The 19,187-nt window shown below is 65.8% G+C and carries 16 protein-coding genes; 8 read left to right on the top strand and 8 right to left on the bottom strand.

Annotated elements, in window-relative coordinates; all coding sequences use genetic code 11:
• Positions 1-44: 44 nt before the first annotated feature.
• Positions 45-1,103 carry a tRNA (adenosine(37)-N6)-threonylcarbamoyltransferase complex transferase subunit TsaD gene (gene tsaD, locus AC3G88_RS02435; RefSeq protein WP_488770556.1) on the top strand — a complete coding sequence of 353 codons (1,059 nt, stop codon included), beginning with the start codon at positions 45-47 and terminating at the stop codon, positions 1,101-1,103.
• A 46-nt stretch (positions 1,104-1,149) separates the two neighbouring features.
• Here tsaD and folE2 read toward each other — a convergent pair whose 3' ends face one another.
• The 4 genes from folE2 to AC3G88_RS02415 form a co-directional block, all read right to left on the bottom strand.
• Positions 1,150-1,953 (bottom strand): GTP cyclohydrolase FolE2, encoded by an 804-nt coding sequence (gene folE2, locus AC3G88_RS02430; protein ID WP_488770557.1) that lies wholly within the window; start codon positions 1,951-1,953, stop codon positions 1,150-1,152.
• A gap of 329 nt (positions 1,954-2,282) precedes the next feature.
• Positions 2,283-4,199, bottom strand: a complete 1,917-nt coding sequence (dxs, locus tag AC3G88_RS02425; RefSeq protein WP_488770558.1) for a 1-deoxy-D-xylulose-5-phosphate synthase — start codon at positions 4,197-4,199, stop codon at positions 2,283-2,285.
• Between the two features lie 44 nt (positions 4,200-4,243).
• A complete protein-coding gene (locus tag AC3G88_RS02420; RefSeq protein ID WP_153945541.1) occupies positions 4,244-5,128 on the bottom strand; it encodes a polyprenyl synthetase family protein in 885 nt (294 codons plus the stop codon).
• Positions 5,125-5,421 (bottom strand): exodeoxyribonuclease VII small subunit, encoded by a 297-nt coding sequence (locus AC3G88_RS02415; RefSeq protein ID WP_488893100.1) that lies wholly within the window; start codon positions 5,419-5,421, stop codon positions 5,125-5,127. The genes AC3G88_RS02420 and AC3G88_RS02415 overlap by 4 nt, the downstream gene beginning before the upstream one ends.
• A 433-nt stretch (positions 5,422-5,854) precedes the next feature.
• On the opposite strand from AC3G88_RS02415, the gene AC3G88_RS02410 reads away from it, so the two are divergent.
• From AC3G88_RS02410 to AC3G88_RS02400, 3 genes are all read left to right on the top strand, one after another.
• A complete protein-coding gene (locus AC3G88_RS02410) occupies positions 5,855-6,961 on the top strand; it encodes an aromatic ring-hydroxylating oxygenase subunit alpha (RefSeq protein WP_488770560.1) in 1,107 nt (368 codons plus the stop codon).
• Positions 6,962-7,145: 184 nt separating this feature from the next.
• Positions 7,146-8,066 (top strand): DMT family transporter, encoded by a 921-nt coding sequence (locus AC3G88_RS02405; RefSeq protein ID WP_153945544.1) that lies wholly within the window; start codon positions 7,146-7,148, stop codon positions 8,064-8,066.
• Between the two features lie 66 nt (positions 8,067-8,132).
• Positions 8,133-8,996: a sulfurtransferase gene (locus tag AC3G88_RS02400; RefSeq protein ID WP_488770561.1), complete on the top strand. Its 864-nt coding sequence runs from the start codon at positions 8,133-8,135 to the stop codon at positions 8,994-8,996.
• Between the two features lie 35 nt (positions 8,997-9,031).
• Here AC3G88_RS02400 and AC3G88_RS02395 read toward each other — a convergent pair whose 3' ends face one another.
• The 4 genes from AC3G88_RS02395 to polA all read right to left on the bottom strand — a co-directional run bounded on the left by AC3G88_RS02395 (position 9,032) and on the right by polA (position 15,617).
• Positions 9,032-9,844 carry a ZIP family metal transporter gene (locus tag AC3G88_RS02395; RefSeq protein WP_153945546.1) on the bottom strand — a complete coding sequence of 271 codons (813 nt, stop codon included), beginning with the start codon at positions 9,842-9,844 and terminating at the stop codon, positions 9,032-9,034.
• A gap of 185 nt (positions 9,845-10,029) precedes the next feature.
• Positions 10,030-10,905 (bottom strand): dienelactone hydrolase family protein, encoded by an 876-nt coding sequence (locus AC3G88_RS02390; RefSeq protein WP_488770562.1) that lies wholly within the window; start codon positions 10,903-10,905, stop codon positions 10,030-10,032.
• Positions 10,906-11,064: 159 nt separating this feature from the next.
• The gene (locus AC3G88_RS02385) at positions 11,065-12,474 is read right to left on the bottom strand and encodes an NAD(P)/FAD-dependent oxidoreductase (protein WP_153945548.1); all 1,410 of its coding nucleotides are present in this window, start codon (positions 12,472-12,474) and stop codon (positions 11,065-11,067) included.
• Positions 12,475-12,809: 335 nt separating this feature from the next.
• Complete coding sequence (gene polA, locus AC3G88_RS02380; RefSeq protein ID WP_488770563.1) at positions 12,810-15,617, bottom strand: DNA polymerase I; 2,808 nt, start codon at positions 15,615-15,617, stop codon at positions 12,810-12,812.
• Between the two features lie 4 nt (positions 15,618-15,621).
• On the opposite strand from polA, the gene AC3G88_RS02375 reads away from it, so the two are divergent.
• The 4 genes from AC3G88_RS02375 (at position 15,622) to AC3G88_RS02360 (ending at position 19,158) form a co-directional block, all read left to right on the top strand.
• Complete coding sequence (locus AC3G88_RS02375; protein ID WP_175459820.1) at positions 15,622-16,569, top strand: LOG family protein; 948 nt, start codon at positions 15,622-15,624, stop codon at positions 16,567-16,569.
• Between the two features lie 191 nt (positions 16,570-16,760).
• On the top strand, positions 16,761-17,174 hold the full coding sequence (locus AC3G88_RS02370; protein WP_488770564.1) for a DUF2782 domain-containing protein: 414 nt from the start codon (positions 16,761-16,763) through the stop codon (positions 17,172-17,174).
• Between the two features lie 193 nt (positions 17,175-17,367).
• A complete protein-coding gene (locus AC3G88_RS02365) occupies positions 17,368-18,351 on the top strand; it encodes a homoserine kinase (RefSeq protein WP_488770565.1) in 984 nt (327 codons plus the stop codon).
• A gap of 6 nt (positions 18,352-18,357) precedes the next feature.
• A complete protein-coding gene (locus tag AC3G88_RS02360) occupies positions 18,358-19,158 on the top strand; it encodes a BPSS1780 family membrane protein (protein ID WP_153945552.1) in 801 nt (266 codons plus the stop codon).
• The last annotated feature ends 29 nt before the right edge of the window (positions 19,159-19,187 follow it).

Genomic DNA, 19,187 nt, shown 5'->3' with positions numbered 1-19,187 from the left:
GCTGCAGTTGCAGCCCGAACCCGTCCGGCCGCACCAGAATTTCCATGCTTGTCCTCGGTATCGAATCCTCCTGCGACGAAACCGGGCTGGCCCTCTACGACACCGGGGCCGGTCTGCTGGCGCATGCGCTGCACTCGCAGATCGCCATGCATCGCGAATATGGTGGCGTGGTGCCGGAACTGGCGTCGCGCGACCATATCCGCCGCGTGCTGCCGCTGTTGCAGCAGGTGCTGGACGACGCCGGCCGCCAGCGCAAGGACATCGACGCCATCGCCTATACCCAGGGTCCCGGTCTGGCCGGTGCGCTGCTGGTGGGCGCCTCGGTGGCCAACGCGCTCGGCTTTGCGCTCGATGTGCCGATGGTGGGCGTCCACCATCTGGAGGGCCACCTGCTCTCGCCGCTGCTGACCGATGCCCCGCCGCCGTTTCCGTTTGTCGCACTGCTGGTATCTGGCGGCCACACCCAATTGATGGAAGTCAAAGGCATCGGCGACTACACGCTGCTGGGCGAAACGCTGGACGATGCCGCCGGCGAAGCGTTCGACAAGACCGCCAAGCTGCTGGGCCTGGGCTATCCGGGCGGCCCCGAGGTGTCGCGGCTGGCCGAATTCGGCAATCCGGGCGCGTTCGAGCTGCCACGGCCGATGCTCCATTCCGGCAATCTCGATTTCTCGTTCGCGGGGCTCAAGACCGCCGTGCTGACGCAGACGCGCAAGCTCGGCAACGCCTGCGAGCAGGACCGGGCCAACCTGGCGCGCTCGTTTGTCGATGCCATCGTCGATGTACTGGCCGCGAAGTCGTTCAACGCGCTCAAGCAGACCGGCCACAAGCGACTGGTGGTGGCCGGCGGCGTCGGCGCCAACCGGCAGTTGCGCGCGCGGCTCGACGAGATGGGCCGCCGTCGCAAGGTGGACGTGTACTACCCCGACCTGGCGTTTTGTACCGACAACGGCGCGATGATCGCCTTTGCCGGCGCCATGCGGCTGCAGGCCGCGCCCCAGCTGGCGCGCCATGGCTACGATTACGGCGTCACGCCGCGCTGGGATTTGTCGGACATCCACCTGCCGGACCCTGCCGACACGCCGGCTTCGCAGGAAAGCTAGTTCTCCCCGCCCGCGCCTGGCGGACGCGGGGAGTTGCCGCCAACGCTTACGCGACGCGCTTGTCGCGCTCGATCACGGCGTAGGCGCTGTGATTGTGGATGGACTCGAAGTTCTCGGCTTCCAGCGTGTAGGCCACGATCCGGTTATCGGCGTTCAGACGCATGGCGATGTCGCGCACCAGGTCTTCCACGAACTTCGGGTTCTCGTAGGCGCGCTCGGTCACGAACTTTTCGTCGGGCCGCTTGAGCAGACCCCACAGCTCGCACGAAGCCTCTTCCTCGGCCATGCGCACCAGCGTTTCCACATCCAGGTCGCCAGCCAGTTCCACCTGCATGGTGATGTGCGATCGCTGGTTATGCGCGCCATACTGCGAGATCTTCTTCGAGCACGGGCACAGGCTCGTCACCGGCACCAGCGCGGTCAGGAACAGGCGCGTCTGCCCGTCGCGCTTCTCGCCAGCCAGCGTCACTTCGTAGTCGAGCAGCGACTGCACGCCAGACACCGGCGCGGTCTTGCTGATGAAGTACGGGAACGACACCTCGATGCGGCCGGCATCGGCTTCCAGGCGTACCAGCATGTCGTCGAGCAGCCCACGGAAGCCGGCCAGGTCCAGCGGCGCGCGATTGTCTTCCAGCAGCGTCACGAAACGCGACATATGCGTGCCCTTCTGGTCCGCTGGCAGGCGCACGTCCAGGTTGAACGTGCCAACGGTGCCGATGTCGCCAGCCGGCGTCTTCAGTGTCAGCGGATATCGCACGCCCTTGACGCCCACACGCTGGATCACGATCTGGCGGGTATCGACGCTCGATTGCACGTCGGGCATCACGAAGGCGGGATTGATGTCATTCATCTACGGTTTCCTCCAGGACGTCGTCAGGGGATGACGGCCATCCTTACGGTCGCGGCGTTTTCGCAGGATTTCTCCACGCCGCGCAACGAGTGTGAAACGACGGTCCGGACAGAAAACCAGGGGGGCGCCGGCCCGCAGTTGCGAACACAAAAATGGGAATGGCGATTCTACGCAATATTGGAAGGTGCTGCCGCGCCCGCGCGTCATTCTGCGTATTTCATGCGGACAATGATCCGGCGATGCAGCTTCCTGCCGTTTGCCGACAGCCAAAACAAAACCGGCGCGGATAATCCGCGCCGGTTCCGGCTACAGCTTGCTGCGGCTGGCGGTCAGGCGACGCGCGTGGCCACCTTCACCGGCTGCTCGGTCAGCGCGAAACGCTCGCGCACCGAACGCGCGATGCCAGCGGCATCCAGGCCACACTGCGACAGCAGGAAAGCCGGATCGCCGTGGTCGATGAACTTGTCGGGCAGGCCCAGCACCAGCGTCGGGATCTCGATGCCGGCCTCGGCCAGTGCTTCGAGCACGGCACTGCCGGCGCCGCCCATCGTCGCGCCCTCTTCCACCGTGACCAGGTAGTCGTGGTTCGCGGCCAGCTGCTTGACCAGGTCGACGTCCAGCGGCTTCACGAAACGCATATTGGCCACGGTGGCATCGAGCGAATCCGCGGCCGTCAGCGACGGATGCAGCATCGAACCGAATGCCAGGATGGCCACACGCTGCCCGGCGCGCGCCTGGCCTTCGCGGCGGATCTCGCCCTTGCCCAGCGGCAGGGCCGTCAGCGCGGCCTCGGTGGCCACGCCCACGCCAGCGCCACGCGGGTAGCGCACGGCGGTCGGGCAATCCTGCTGGTAGGCGGTGGTCAGCAGCTGGCGGCATTCCTGCTCGTCGGCCGGCGTCATCACCATCATGTTCGGGATGCAGCGCAGGAACGGGATATCGTACGCACCGGCGTGCGTGGCACCGTCGGCGCCCACCAGGCCGGCGCGGTCCAGCGCGAACACCACCGGCAGGTTCTGCAGCGCCACGTCGTGGATCAGCTGGTCGTAGCCGCGCTGCAGGAACGTCGAGTAGATCGCCACCACCGGCTTCAGGCCCTCGCAGGCCAGGCCGCCGGCAAACGTCACGGCGTGCTGTTCGGCAATGCCCACGTCGTAGTAACGGTCCGGGAAGCGCTTCTCGAATTCCACCATGCCCGAGCCTTCGCGCATGGCCGGCGTCACGCCGATCAGGCGCTTGTCGGCGGCGGCCGTGTCGCACAGCCATTCGCCGAACACCTGCGTGTACGTCTTGCGCGACGGCTTGGCCGACGGGCGGATACCCTCGGCCGGGTTGAACTTGCCCGGGCCGTGATACAGGATCGGGTCGGCCTCGGCCAGCTTGTAGCCCTGGCCCTTTTTGGTCACCACGTGCAGGAACTGCGGGCCGTGGCCTTCCAGGGCGCGCTGGCGGATGTTCTGCAGCGTCGGCACCAGCGATTCCAGGTCATGACCGTCGATCGGGCCGATGTAGTCGAAGCCGAATTCCTCGAACAGCGTGGCCGGCACGACCATGCCCTTGGCATGTTCTTCCAGGCGCTTGGCGAATTCGAGCACCGGCGGCGCCACCGACAGCACCTTCTCGATGCCCTTCTTGGTGGCCGCGTAGAACTGGCCCGACAGCAGGCGGGCCAGGTGCTTGTTCAGCATGCCGACCGGCGGCGAGATCGACATGTCGTTGTCGTTCAGCACCACCAGCATCGGCAGGTCCTTGTAGACCCCGGCGTTGTTCATGGCCTCGAAGGCCATGCCGGCGGTCATCGCGCCATCGCCGATCACGGCGATACCCACGCGCTTGTGACCCATCGTGCGCGCGCCCAGGGCCATGCCCAGCGCGGCCGAGATCGAGGTCGACGAATGGGCCGTGCCGAACGTGTCGTATTCGCTTTCCGAGCGACGCGGGAAGCCTGAGATACCACCGTACTGGCGCAGCGTGGACATGCGGTCGCGGCGGCCGGTCAGGATCTTGTGGGGGTAGCTCTGGTGACCCACGTCCCAGACGATGCGGTCGCTCGGCGTGTCGAACACATAGTGCAGCGCGATGGTCAGCTCCACCGTGCCCAGGTTGGACGACAGGTGACCGCCGGTTTGCGAGACCGATTCCAGCACGTAGGCGCGAAGTTCGTCGGCAAGCGTGCCGAGCTGGCGGCGGTCCAGCTTGCGCAGGTCCGCGGGGTCGTCGATATTGTTGAGCAGCGTGTAGGTCATGATGTCCGTTCGGCCGCCGGATTCTGTGTGTCCGGCTTTTCAGTTCAGTTTGAGCGCAGCACGATCAGGTCGGCCAGTTCGGCCAGCCGGCCGGCGCGTGCGCCGAATCCCGCCAGCGCCTCGTGGGCGTCGGTGCGAAGCTGGGCAGCCAGCTCGCGTGCGGCATCCAGACCAAGCAGCGACACATAGGTCGGCTTGTCGTTGGCGGCATCCTTCCCGGCGGTCTTGCCGAGCGTTGCCGTATCTGCAGTGACGTCGAGAATATCGTCCACCACCTGGAAAGCCAATCCCACGGCCGCCGCATATTGGTCAAGCGCCGCCAGACCGGCCGGATCGATGTTTCCGCACAACGCTCCCATGCGCACGCTGGCACGCAGCAGGGCACCGGTCTTCATGCGATGCATGCCTTCCAGTGCGTCGCGTGTCATCGCCAGGCCCACGTTCTGCAGGTCGATCGCCTGGCCGCCGCACATGCCCACCGAGCCCGAGGCCATGGCCAGTTCGGCCACCAGCTTCAGGCGCGCTTCGGCGCCCAGCGCCGGCAGCTGTGCCAGCACGATGAAGGCCTGGGTCTGCAGGGCATCGCCCACCAGCAGCGCCGTGGCTTCGTCGTAGGCCTTGTGGACCGTCGGCCGGCCGCGGCGCAGGTCGTCGTCGTCCATGCAGGGCATGTCGTCGTGAACCAGCGAATAGGCGTGGATCATCTCGACCGCGCACGCAGCGGCATCGCAGGCTTCGGGTGCCGCACCCGCCACCTCGCCCGCGGCATGAACCAGCAGCGGGCGCACCCGCTTGCCACCGCCGAGAACAGCATAGCGCATGGCCTCGTGCAAGGTGTGTGGAATTGTGTCCGTGGACGGCAGTGCGGCGTCCAGGGCGGCCTCGGTCCGGGCGCCTTGCGCCCGCATCCAGGTAGCGAAATCGCTCATTCGAAATCTGCGCTGTTGTTATCGGAACGTGGCTCGCCGGCCAGGGGTTTCAGGGCATCGCCCTCCAGAACCTTGACCTGCTGGGCCACCCGCTCCAGGCTCTGCTGGCAAAAACGGACGAGTTCCGCGCCGCGACGGTATGCCGCCAGGGACGCTTCCAGCGGCAATTCGCCGCTTTCCATGCTCGCCACCAGGGTTTCCAGCTCGGCCATTGCGGCCTCATAGGAAGCCGGCGGCGCGCTGGCGGCCGGCGTTTCTTCAGACTGGACCGGGGCGGTCGTCGTTCTTGGCATGTCAGGCCTTGATCAGGGGAATTCGCGATTTTACGCCAATCCGGGGCCGGGCCGCAGAACAGTCTTATCCACTTCATGGAAACCGGGTGTCCGGATCGCGCCCTTGACACAGTCTTTTGACATGGAAGTGACGTGTGCGCCCGGGTCGTCTTTCGGAATGCGGCTGAAGGGGCACCTCCATGACGACCCGGGTCGACTTTTTCGCTAAAAACCCAAAAAAATCAGGCCCTTAATTTTTGGGCTCGGGTACAATCCCGGGCTCGTCAGCGAGATCCGACCGTTGCGTCCAGGACGCACTTTTCCGCCGCCAGACTGGTCAGGCAGAAAGGGAACCGGTCCGGATGCCGATCGTCTGACACGGTTTCCCAAATCGATTCATTTTTCGATGGTTGGGTTGTTCACTGCTTTCGCCTGTTCATAGGGAGTGGGGATAATGTCCAATCTCAGCACCGCGCTCAAGCTTGCGCCGGCTGATTCGCAGTTGCCCGTCGACGTCTACTTTGACGAGGCGCTGCATCAACAAGAACTCGAACTGCTGTTCAAGAAGGGCCCGGGCTACGTCGGCCACGCACTGATGGTGCCGGAAACCGGCGACTTCCAGACGCTGGCTGCCGAAGACGAGGGCCGCGTGCTGGTGCGCAACCCGGACGGCATCGAACTGCTGTCCAACGTCTGCCGCCACCGCCAGGCCATCATGATGAATGGCCGCGGCAACGCCAGGAACATCGTCTGCCCGCTGCACCGCTGGACCTACGACCTGCAGGGCGAACTGCTGGGTGCGCCGCATTTCGCGGAACAGCCCTGCGTGCGCCTGAACCGGTCGCCGCTGCAGAACTGGAACGGCATGCTGTTCGAAGGCGAGCGCGACGTGCGCGCCGACCTGGCCCGCATGGGCGTGGCCGAGGATCTCGACTTCGACGGCTACATGCTCGACCACGTGGAAGTCCACGAGTGCAACTACAACTGGAAGACCTTCATCGAGGTCTATCTGGAGGATTACCACGTTGTGCCGTTCCACCCCGGCCTGGGCAGCTTTGTCTCGTGCGACGACCTGAAGTGGGAGTTCGGCGAGCAGTACAGCGTGCAGACCGTGGGCCTGCACAAGGGCCTGGAGCGCCCGGGCAGCCAGACGTACCAGAAGTGGCACGACGAGGTGTTGCGCTTCAACAACGGCAAGCTGCCCAAGCATGGCGCGATCTGGCTGACCTACTACCCCAACATCATGGTGGAGTGGTACCCGAACGTGCTGTGCATCTCGACGCTGCACCCGATGGGCCCGCGCAAGACGCGCAACGTCGTGGAGTTCTACTACCCCGAGGAAATCGTGCTGTTCGAGCGCGAATTCGTCGAGGCCGAGCGCGCCGCCTATATGGAGACGTGCATCGAGGACGACGAGATTGCCGAACGCATGGACGCCGGCCGCCTGGCCCTGATGAAGCGCGGCATCAGCGAGACCGGCCCGTACCAGTCGCCAATGGAAGACGGCATGCAGCATTTCCACGAGTGGTATCGGCGCGCGATGGACTACCGCAACCGCTGAACGTTCGCAACCGGGTGCGGAGATCGCCCGCAAAACTGTGGACAACACGAAACGGACCGTGAAAACGGTCCGTTTTGCATTGGAGCGGCGGTCGGCGCACTGATAGAATCACTGCTCAATCGTTGCTTTATCAACGATTTTTCAGGTTTCGCCCCCTTTCCACGCCGTCTCGCCCCGTTTCGCCATGCAATCGCTCTGGATGTTGTTTGCCGCCTTCGCATTTTCCTTGATGGGGGTGGGCGTCAAGCTGGCAGCCGAGCTCTATACGACGGGCGAGATCGTCTTCTACCGCAGCCTGATCGGCGTGACGATCATGTGGGTCCTGCTGTCGTCGCAAGGCACGTCGGTGCGCACGCCGCACATGGTCACCCACATCAAGCGCAGCCTCTTTGGCGTCACCGCCCTGCTGCTCTGGTTCACATCGATCACGCTGCTGCCGCTGGCCACGGCCATGACGCTGAACTACATGTCGCCCGTGTGGATCGCGTTGATCCTGGGCGCGGGCGCAGCGCTGGCCGGCACGCGCGGCGGCACCGACAAGAAGCTGATCGGCGCCATCCTGCTGTCGTTCGCCGGGGTGATCTGCCTGCTGCAGCCCTCGGTGGGCAAGGACCAGCTGGCGGGCGGCATGATCGGCCTGGTGTCCGGCGTGTTCACGGCGCTGGCCTATGTGGAAGTGCGCCAGCTGGGCCAGCTGGGCGAACCCGAGGGCCGCATCGTGTTCTACTTCTCGGCCGTGGGCCTGGTCTGCGGCCTGGTCTGGATGCTGTTCACCGGCGTCAGCCACCACACCTGGCACGGCGCAGGGTTACTGCTGGCCATCGGCATCCTGGCCACGCTGGGGCAGACGTCGATGACACGCGCCTACAAGCGCGGCAACACGCTGCTGACGGCCAATCTGCAATACGCGGGCATCGTGTTTTCAAGCCTGTGGGGCATGCTGGTCTGGGACGACCGGCTCAACTGGATCTCGTGGCTGGGCATGGCGCTGATCGTGGCCAGCGGCATTGCCACCACGCTCACGCGCGCCCGCGATACCGACAAGCATCCCACGCCGGCCACGCCGGTCAAGTCGCCCGAGGCCGAAGTGCATCCCGAGGTCTGACGCGCGCGCGGAGGCGGCGGTGTAGCATTGGCATCGACTTCCCACTCAACGCGAGACAGGTTCTTCATGCCATCACCGCTGATTTCCGCCATCGAACTGAACCAGCTGCGCGCCTCGGCCCGGCAGCATGTGGTCGTCATCGATTGCTCGTTTGACCTGGCCAACCCCGCCGCCGGCCGCGAGATGTACCAGCAAAACCATGTGCCGGGCGCGTTCTACCTGCATCTGGACAATGAACTATCCGGCCCGAAGACCGGCTTCAATGGCCGCCACCCGCTGCCCGATGCCGATCTGTTCGTGGCGCGGCTGCGTGCGCTCGGTGTCAACGATGACACGCTGATCGTCGCCTACGATGCGCAGGGCAGCATGTATGCCGCCCGGCTCTGGTGGCTGGCGCGCTGGGTCGGCCACGGCACCGTGGCCGTGCTCGATGGCGGCAAGGCGGCCTGGCTGGCGGCAGGCCTGCCGCTGGAACCGGGCGTTACGCCCGATCCGGAAACCGGTGGCAACCTCACGCGCCGCGCGTCGCTGGTACGTACCGTCGATGCCGCCGCATTGCTGGAAAACCTGGACAAGCCGGCGCTGCTGGTGGTCGATGCGCGGGCTGCCGACCGCTTCCGCGGCGAAAACGAAACGCTCGACCCGGTGGGCGGCCATATTCCCGGCGCCGCCAATCGATTCTTCAAGGACAACCTGACCGCGGATGGACGCTTCAAGCCGGCCGACCAGCTGCGTGCGGAATTCGGCCAGGTCTTCGGCGGCAAGACGGCCGCCGACACGGTGATGCAGTGCGGCTCGGGCGTGACCGCCTGCCACAACCTGCTGGCCATGGAAGTGGCCGGGCTGACCGATGCGGCCCTGTATCCTGGGTCGTGGAGCGAATGGTGTGCCGATCCCAAGCGCCCCGTGGCGACGGGCAGCGGCACCTGAGGGGCCAGACGGCCCGGCAAGAAAGCGGCGTCAGTTCAGTTTGACGCCGCTTCTGTTTTGGCCTTCGAGTGGCCATGCGCGTGCTGCTCGTGCACGCCGTTGGTGATAAAGACGATCGCGGCGATACCGGCCGCCACCAACACCACCTGCACCGCCGATTCCTTAAGACGCGGCTTGCGCTGCATCTGCGGCATCAGGTCGCTCACGGCGATATAGACAAAGCTGCTCGACGCAATCACCAGCACATACGGAATCCAGCCCGTCAGCTGGTCCAGCAGGAAATAGCCGACGATGCCGCCCAGAATGGCGGCCAGGCTCGACAGCAGATTGAACGCGAAGGCCCGCGCCTTCGAGAAGCCCGCGTTCAGCAGCACGATGAAGTCACCCACTTCCTGCGGGATTTCGTGCGCGGCAATGGCCAGCGCAGTGACCAGACCGATATGCGGATCGGCCAGGAACGCGGCGGCGATGACAATCCCGTCGGCGAAGTTGTGGAACGTGTCGCCCACCAGGATGGTCAGGCCGCTGCGTCCCGCTTCCTCGCGGTCATGGCCATGATGGTGGTGATGCCCGTCACCCTCGTGGTGATGCGAATGGCGCAGCAGCGAGATCTTTTCGAGCAGGAAAAAGCCCAGCAGCCCAGCCAGCAGCGTGCCGAACAGCGCACGTGGGTCGGCGCCAGACTCGAACGCTTCGGGCAACGAATGCAGCAGGGCCGTCGCCAGCAGCACGCCCACCGAGAAGCTCACCATGCGCTCCACCACGCGCGAAGCCACGGTCAGCGACAGCAGCGCCGCGCCGAAGATGCTGCCGACGCCGGAAATGGTCGCCGCCAGCAAGATGTACAAAAGCGTGGAATGGATGATGAACTCCCGGACCGGCCCCCGCCCGACAGCCGGGCAGTCGTCGCCGACTGACTACGTTCGCGCACTAACGCAACATGGTTGCAAAAACGCGAAAGTCCGCATTGTACGTACCTCGGCGCCCTCTTTGCAATCACCCGCGCGGATGCAGGGGGTACTCCCCGCCCGGATCAAACGACTTTGTGTTCCTTGAACCAGGCCAGGCAGCGTTGCCAGCCGTCCTTGGCTGCCGCTTCCACGTAGCTGGCGCGGTAGTCGGCGTGGAACGCGTGACCGGCCTCCGGATAGACCACGAAGGTCGACGCCCTGGCGTTCGGGTTCGACGATTCGGCCAGCGCAGCCTTCATCTGCGACACATGCTCCTGCGTGATGCCGGTGTCCTTGCCGCCGTACAGACCCAGCACCGGCGCGTGCAGGTCGCCAGCGATATCGACCGGATTCTTCGGCTTCAGCGCATTCGGCTGGCCCACCAACTGGCCGTACCACGCCACGCCCGCCTTCACGCGCTTGCTATGTGCCGTGTACAGCCACGTGATGCGCCCGCCCCAGCAGAAGCCGGTAATGGCCAGCCGGTTCACGTCGCCACCGTTCGCGCCGGCCCACGCCACGCAGGCGTCGAGGTCGCCCATGACCTGGGCATCGGGCACCTTCTGGATGATGTTGGCCTGCAGTTCCTGGATCGTGCCGTAGCTGGCGGGGTCGCCCTGGCGGGCAAACAGCTCGGGAGCGATGGCCAGATAGCCCAGTTTGGCGAAACGGCGACAGATGTCGGCGATATGCTCGTGAACGCCGAAGATCTCGCTGATCACCAGTACGACCGGCAGGTTCTTCTTGCCTTCGGGCTGCGCGCGATAGACCGGCATGTTGAAGCCGTTCGACGGCACGGTGACTTCGCCGGCAGTCAGGCCGTTGAAATCCGTCTTGATCGTCTGCGCCGTCACCGGCAGCACGGCTGCCGCAAAGGCCGAGCCCAGCGCGGTCTTGACGAAACTGCGGCGGTCGAAGGATTGACCGGGAACGAGGCTTTCGACTTCGGGCTTCAGCATGAGGGGTCTCCGTGGCATCGAGGGCACCGCACGCGTCATCTGGGCATGTGACGCAAGCGCGGCGCCGTCGATTCTAAGCAAACATGGCCGCCAGCGCACGCCTTGGCGTGGCTGGCGGCCATCGCGTTTGATCCGGCCCTCTTTTGGCTCCGCGCGCGGTCAGTGCAGCTTCACGCGCGGGCTGGTCTTGCTGCGCAGCCAGTGCGTCACGGTGTCGAGCCCCATGCCGATGGCGCCATGCAGCGCCAGCACGTGCATGCGGTACAGCGACGTGTACATGAAGCGCGCCATCAGGCCCTCGATGAACATCGATCCGCCGATCAGGCCGCCCATCAGGCTGCCCACCGCGCTGAAGTGCCCCAGCGACACCAACGAGCCGAAGTCCTTGAAGCCGAACTTCGGCAGCGGCTTGCCGTCGAGCCGGGCGCGCAGCGCGTCGTACAGGAACGTGGCCTGCTGATGCGCCGCCTGGGCGCGCGGCGGCACCGTGGTCTGCTTCTCGGGCCACGGCGCGGCCGCGCAGTCGCCGAATGCGAAGACGTCCGGGTCGGTTTCGGTCTGCAGCGTGGGGCCCACCACGAGTTGCCCCATCTTGCTGACCGGCAGGCCAAGCGTGCGCAACACGCCCGGCGCCGTGATGCCGGCCGCCCACACGGTCAGGTCCGCATCGATGCGCTTGCCGCTGGCCGTCAGCACCGCATCGCCCGTGACCTCGGTGACGCGCTCCGACGTGAACACGTCAACGTCGAGCTTGCGCAGCAGCTTGGTGGTCTCGGCGGAGACACGCTCCGACAGCGCCGGCAGGATACGTGGGCCGGCCTCGATCACATGGATGCGCACGTCGCGGCGCGGGTCCAGGTGGTGCAGCCCATAGGCATTGAGCACGTGGGCGGTATTGCGCAGTTCGGCCGAAAGCTCCACGCCCGTGGCACCGGCGCCGATGATGGCCACGTCCACCTGCGGCCGTCCATCGGCACCGATACGCCCCTTGCCGTTCTGGGCGCGCACACAGGCCGCGATCAGCTTGCGGCGGAAGCGTTCGGCCTGGTCCACGGTATCGAGCGCAATGGCGTGTTCGGCGGCACCGGGCACATTGAAGAAATGCGTGATGCAGCCGATGGCCAGCACCAGCGTGTCGTACGGCAGTTCGCGCGCGGGCAGCAGTTCCGTGCCATCCTGATCCATGCAGGCCGCCACGTTGACGATCTTGCGGGCGCGGTCGATGCCGGTCAGTTCGCCCTGCTGGAAGTCGAAATGGTGCCAGCGCGCCTGCGCGGCATATTCGAGCTGGTGGGTATTCGGATCCATGCTGCCGGCAGCCACTTCGTGCAGCAGCGGCTTCCAGATGTGCGTGGGCATGCGGTCGACCAGCGTCACCTGTGCGCGCCGCGACTTGCCCAGCTTGTCGCCGAGCCGCGTAACGAGTTCAAGCCCGCCGGCGCCGCCGCCGACCACGATGATCCGGTGCGGGAGGTTCGAAGGACGCGGTGCCACGCTGACTTGCGTGCCGCCCGCGGTAGTGTCGATAGGAGTGGGGGCGCTTTCCTCTCTGCCTTGTGCGTTGCTCATGGTCTACCCGATGTTTTCAATTTGAAAACCGGTGCAGGCCCCTGCGGCGTCTTTCTGTTGTGGTCTCGCACCGCGAGGCCGATGTTCTGTGTGCGGCTGGTACTGCCAGGAAACGGCTGGCTTGCTGCCAGTGTGCTGCAGAGCAGCACGGCTGGCAAGCCTTCCCGCGTCGATTCAGACAGTACTTCTTTGCATACATCGGCATCGCGCGGGAGACAGCGCCGACGCGGCGATCTGTGCCCCGTCGGCGCATGCGCGACTGTGCTGCCGGTAGCCCCCCCGGGAAGTGCGCCCCAGGGTGCCTGCCGTGCGCGGCCAGGCCGCGGGTGCGGCCGCTAGTGCGCTTCTTCCCAGTTCGCGCCGCTGCCGACTTCGGCCACCAGCGGCACGTTCAGGGTGGCCACCGAGCACATCAGCTCGGGCAGCTTCGTCTTCACGAGGTCGAACTCGGCCTGCGGCACTTCGAGCACCAGTTCATCGTGCACCTGCATGATCTGGCGCGACGCGAGCCTGTCGGTTTCCAGCCAGTCCTGCACGGCGATCATCGACAGCTTGATCAGGTCGGCGGCCGTGCCCTGCATCGGCGCGTTGATGGCGGCACGCTCGGCGGCCTGGCGGCGCGGGCCGTTGCCGCCCCGGATGTCGGGCAGCCAGAGCCGGCGGCCGAACACGGTTTCGACGTAACCCTGCTCGCGCGCCTTCTGGCGCGTTTCCTCCATATAGTTGGCCACGCCCGGATAGCGCATGAAGTAGCGGTCGATATAGTGCTTGGCCGCCTCGCGCTCGATGCCCAGGTTGCTGGCCAGCCCAAACGCGCTCATGCCGTAGATCAGGCCGAAATTGATCACCTTGGCGTAGCGGCGCTGCTCGCTGGTGACGGCCTCGCGCTCCACCGCAAAGATCTCGGCGGCCGTGGCGCGGTGGATGTCCTCGCCGTTGGCGAACGCGCGCAGCAGGTTATCGTCGCCCGAGATATGCGCCATGATGCGCAGTTCGATCTGCGAATAGTCGGCCGACACGATCACATTGCCGGGCCCGGCGATGAACGCTTCGCGGATGCGGCGGCCTTCCTCAGTGCGCACGGGGATGTTCTGCAGGTTCGGATCGGTCGACGCCAGCCGGCCCGTCACCGCCGTGGCCTGGCCGTAGCTGGTATGCACGCGGCCGGTCCTGGGGTTCACCATCCTGGGCAGCTTGTCGGTGTAGGTCGACTTGAGCTTGGACAGGGCCCGGTAGTCCAGCAGCAGCTTCGGCAGCGGGTAGTCCTCCGCCAGCTTCTGCAGCACCTCTTCGTCGGTGGACGGCGCGCCGCTGGCGGTCTTCTTGACCACCGGCAGCTGCATCTGGTTGAACAGGATCTCGCCGATCTGCTTCGGCGATCCCAGGTTGAACGGCTGGCCGGCGGCCTCGTGCGCGGCCTGCTCGGCTTCCAGCATGCGCTGGCCCAGTGACGCGCTCTGCGCGGCCAGCTTGTCGGCATCGATCAGCACGCCGTTGCGCTCGATCTTCTGCAGCACCACCGACACCGGCATCTCGATGCCTTCGTAGACGTACTTCAGGCCCTCGGCGCGCTCCAGTTGCGGCAACATCTTGCGATGCAGGCGCAGCGTGACGTCGGCGTCCTCGGCCGCGTATTCGGTGGCGCGCTGCAGGTCGATCTGGTCGAAGCCGATCTGGCTGGCGCCCTTGCCGCACACTTCTTCGTAGGTGAGCGTCTTCAGGCTCAGCAGGCGCTCGGCCAGGCTGTCCATGCCATGGTTGCGGTACGACGCCAGCACGTAGCTTTCCAGCATCGTGTCGTGCGCGATGCCGCGCAGCGTGATGCCGTGGTTCATGAACACGTGCGCGTCGTACTTCAGGTGCTGGCCCAGCTTGGGGCGCGCCGGGTCTTCCAGCCACGCGCGCAGCTTGTCCAGCACGTATTCGCGCGACAGCTGGCCGTGGTTTTCCTCGCCGGCCACGTCGGGGCCGCGATGCGCCACGGGAATATAGGCGGCCTCGCCCGGCTCCACCGACACCGAGATGCCCACCAGTTCGGCCAGCATCGGGTCGAGCGACGTGGTTTCGGTATCGATCGCCACGAGCGGCGCGTCCACCAGCTTCTGCAGCCACGCATCGAGCGCGGCTTCGGTGGTCACCGTTTCGTAGCGGATCTCGGCCGGCGGCAGGTCTTCGGCGGGCGGGTCCTCGGCGGCACCCGGTGCGGTATCGAACAGACCGCCTTGTGCCGGCTGTGGCGTGGCACGGGCCGCGGCGGCGCGCGCATTCGGCAGCGACTCGCCGGTGGCTTCGCGCAGCCAGGTCTTGAAGCCGTAGCGTTGGAAGAACGCCACCAGCTTGTCCTTGTCCTCGCCCAGGTCGTGCAGCGCGTGAAAGTCGGGCACGGCGTCGCCGAGATCGCAATCGGTCTTGACCGTGACCAGTTCGCGGGCGCGCGGCAGCCAGTCCAGCGTATTGCGCAGGTTCTCGCCCACCACGCCCTTGATGCCATCGGCACTGGCCATGATGTTGTCGAGCGTGCCGTATTCGGTCAGCCACTTCACGGCGGTCTTGGGGCCCACCTTCGGCACGCCGGGGACGTTGTCCACGGCATCGCCGATCAGCGACAGGTAGTCGACGATGCGCTCCGGCGCCACGCCGAACTTGGTCACCACGCCCGGCGGGTCCAGGACTTCGCCGCTCATCGTGTTGACCAGCGTGACGCTGTCGTTGACCAGCTGCGCCAGGTCCTTGTCGCCCGTGGATACCACCGTGCGCACGCCCTGCTGCGTGGCCTGGCAGGCCAGCGTGCCGATCACATCGTCGGCTTCCACGCCTTCCACGACCACGATCGGCCAGCCCAGCGCGCGCACCGCCTCGTGGATCGGCTCGATCTGGCGGGCCAGGTCCTCGGGCATCGACGGGCGATGTTCCTTGTATGCGGGATATAGATCATCGCGGAACGTCTTGCCCTTGGCGTCGAACACGCAGGCGATATACTCTGCCGGGTAATCGTTGCGCAGCTTGCGCAACATGTTGATCATGCCGTAGATTGCCCCTGTGGGCAGACCTTCGCCATTCCTCAGGTCCGGCAGCGCGTGATACGCGCGATACAGATAGCTCGACCCATCGACGAGCAAGAGTGTTTTTGGACTATCCGACATTCCCATGGACTCTAAATTGACTGGTGCCCCCATTGGCGGCGCTGATTCAGCGCCCCTCGCCGACACGGATGTTTCCGACATTTCCGGTAACACGGTGAATCCGCCGCCCGGCAAAGCCTCGGCGCATGCCGCAGCCATCGCCGCCAAGGCCGATGCCGCGGCTGCCGGCAAGAACCCCGAAGAACAGGAAGCTGCCGCGCGTGCGGCGGCAGCGCGCGCGAATCCGCGCAAGATGATCCCAAGCCTGCGTGCACTGGCCGACGAAGACCGTGCGACGGCCAAGAAGGCGCGCGCCTCGTGGCAAATGTTCACGATTATGGCAGAGTTCATCGAGGCCACCGAGTACCTCTCCGAGATCCGCCCGGCCGTCTCGATCTACGGCAGCGCGCGCCTGCGCGAGGACTCTCCGTACTACCAGAAGACCATCGAAATCGCCCGGCTTTTCTCGGACGCGGGCTTCGCGGTGATCTCCGGCGGCGGCCCCGGCATCATGGAGGCAGCCAACAAGGGCGCGCACGCGGGCAAGTCCGCCAGCGTGGGCCTGAACATCGAACTGCCGCACGAACAGCAGGGCAATCCGTACCAGGACATCGCCATGCGGTTCCGCCATTTCTTCACGCGCAAGGTCACCTTCGTGAAGAATTCCGACGCGTTCATCGTCATGCCGGGCGGTTTCGGCACGCTCGACGAACTGGCCGAGGTGCTGACGCTGGTGCAGACCGGCAAGTCGCGCTCGGTGCCGGTGGTGATGTACGGCAGCCGGTTCTGGAAGGGCCTGCTGGACTGGTTCCGCTTCACGCTGCTGCCGATGGGCCTGATCGCGGAGCACGACCTGGACCTGATGAAGATCGTCGACGAACCGCAGGAAGTGCTCGAAGCCGTGTACGAGTATTACGAGAAGCGCGGCGGCGACAACCCGATTCCGCCCAAGGAAGAAATGTTCTATCTGTAAGGCATTACGCGCCACATCCGCCCGCCGGCCGACAGGTCCGGCAGGTGGACGCAAGGCCACGAGAGCGACCCGGAAAACGACAGGAATTGCTAGAATGGAAGCCTGCCCACCTGCCACAGCCTGCGCCGCCGGCTGCGTGCAGGCCAATTCCGCGTCGCGGGGCCCAGCGCCCGCGCGCACAGGAGCCTCAGATGACTTCCCCTTCGCAACCGGGTGCCAGGCTGGCCGATCTGCATGCCGCCATCGGCCGCCACGGCTATCTGCTCGCGCTCGCCGCTACCGTCCTGGCACTGACTGCCACGCAGGCGGCGCTGGCAGAGGAAACCAGCAATGCGCTGACGCAGCAGGAACTCAATAAAATCAACAACCAGCCGATTGCTCCTGCGGCGAAGAGCCAGTTGAACCAGCCCCGCGAGCCGAGCTTCAAGCTGCGCGAACGCGACGGCACCCAGGTGACCGAATACCGCGACAAGGGCCGCGCGACCGAAATCCAGGTGCAGTCCGGTTTTGGCACGAAGTACGAGATGAGCAAACCCGAAGACAGTTCACCCCGGATTCGCGACCACGACGTGAACCGCGTGCCGTCGGTCAACCTGAAGTTCTGAGGCCGGGTTCCGGGCTGTTCCGGGGATCGATCCGGCAGACCTGATAGTCTTACGCCTTTCTCACCCACGATCCGCGCCGGCGCCGCTTGCCGGGCGAGGATCGCGCCGGCCCTCCGGCAGCAATGCCGCGGCGGCGGAACGTGACCTTGCGGTTGCGGTCCGTCGGCCCTCCGTTTCGTACCAATTTGACAGTATGGCCGTATTTACCACGGTCTCGCAGGACGAGATCGCCCGCTGGCTGCTTGATTACGACCTTGGCGAAGTGCGCGCGCTGCGTGGCATCGCCTCGGGCATCGAGAACAGCAACTTCTTTCTGACCATGGAGCAGGATGGCGTCACGCGTGAGTACGTGCTGACCATCTTCGAGCGGCTGCGCTCCGACCAGCTGCCCTACTACCTGCACCTGATGGATCATCTGGCCCGCCACGGCATCAGCGTACCGGCCCCGATGCCGGCGCGCGATGGCGAGATCCTCCGCGAACTGAAGGGCAAGCCGGCCACCATCGTCACGCGCCTGCCCGGCGCATCGCAACTGACCCCGGCAGCCGACCACTGCGCCGAAGTCGGCACGATGCTGGCACGCATGCACCTGGCCGGCCAGGACTATCCGCGCCAGCAGCCGAATCTGCGCAGCCTGGCCTGGTGGCAGCAGACCGCCCCCGAGATCACGCCGTTCCTGGACGCCGGCCAGCGCCAGCTGCTGACCCACGAGCTTGCGCACCAGACGGCGTTCTTTGGCAGTGCCGACTACGCCGCGCTGCAGGGCGGCCCGTGCCATTGCGACCTGTTCCGCGACAACGTGCTGTTCGATACGGTCGATGGCCGGCATCGGCTGGGCGGCTTCTTCGATTTCTACTTCGCCGGCAACGACAAGTGGCTGTTCGACCTGGCCGTGACGGTCAATGACTGGTGCATCGACCTGGCGACCGGCGAGCTCGACCCGGTCCGCGCGCAGGCCATGCTGCGTGCCTATGACGCGGTCCGCCCGCTGACCCGCGTGGAAGCCGCGCACTGGCAGGACATGATGCGCGCCGGCGCGCTGCGCTTCTGGGTGTCGCGCCTGTGGGATTTCTACCTCCCGCGCGAGGCCGACATGCTCCAGCCGCACGATCCGACCCACTTCGAACGCATCCTGCGCCGTCGCATCGACGACGGGGCGACGCTCCCCTGGATCTGATTCGCCATGCAACTACTGGAAGTTTCCGCCAAGGAAGGCTACGTCTGGCTGCGCCAGGGCATCTGGCTGTTCCGCAAGAACCCGCTGGCGTTCCTGATGCTGCTGTTCATCTACCTGATTGCCGCCCAGCTGGCGATCTTCGTGCCGCTGTTCGGCATCATCGCCCTGCTCGTCTTCACGCCCGGCCTGTACGTGGGCGTGATGACGGCCTGCCGCGAGGTCATCCAGAACAAGCGGGTGCTGCCCACCATCCTGCTGGCCGGATTCCGGACCAACGGCAAGCAGGCCACGCGCCACCTGCTGGTGCTCGGGGCCATTTATGCGGTGCTGGTGTTCTCGCTCAGTCTGATTGCCACGGCCGTGGTCGATATCGGCGCGGTGGCACCCATCGTGCTGCGCGGCGAGGAGCCGTCGGCCGATGCCATCCGCCAGCTCTATTTCGCGCTGATGATCGGCGCAGTGCTATACACGCCGGTGGCGATGATGTTCTGGTTTGCGCCGCTACTGGCCGCCTGGCACCAGGTGCCCCCGGTCAAGGCGCTGTTCTTCAGCTGGACGGCCTGCTGGCGCAACCGCGGCGCGTTCTTCACCTATGCGGTGATGTTCGCGGTGCTGCTGGTAGCGGTGCCGCTGGTGCTGGAAACGGTGTTCGCGGCGCTGGGCGCACAGGCGGTCATGTCGTTCCTGGTGACGCCGTACTCGCTGCTGATGCTGGCGATCCTGTACTGCTCGTTCTACGCCACCTATCGCGGCTGCTTCAATATCGTGCCGCCCGGCGAGGCCACGGAAAGCGCCCGGCAGGCCTGACCTGCCACGCCCCGACGCACCTGACGCGC

It is taken from the genome of Cupriavidus sp. 86D6 (assembly GCF_057815095.1).
Note: the sequence above shows the minus strand (reverse complement) of the source record. Positions and strands in the feature narration are given on the sequence as shown.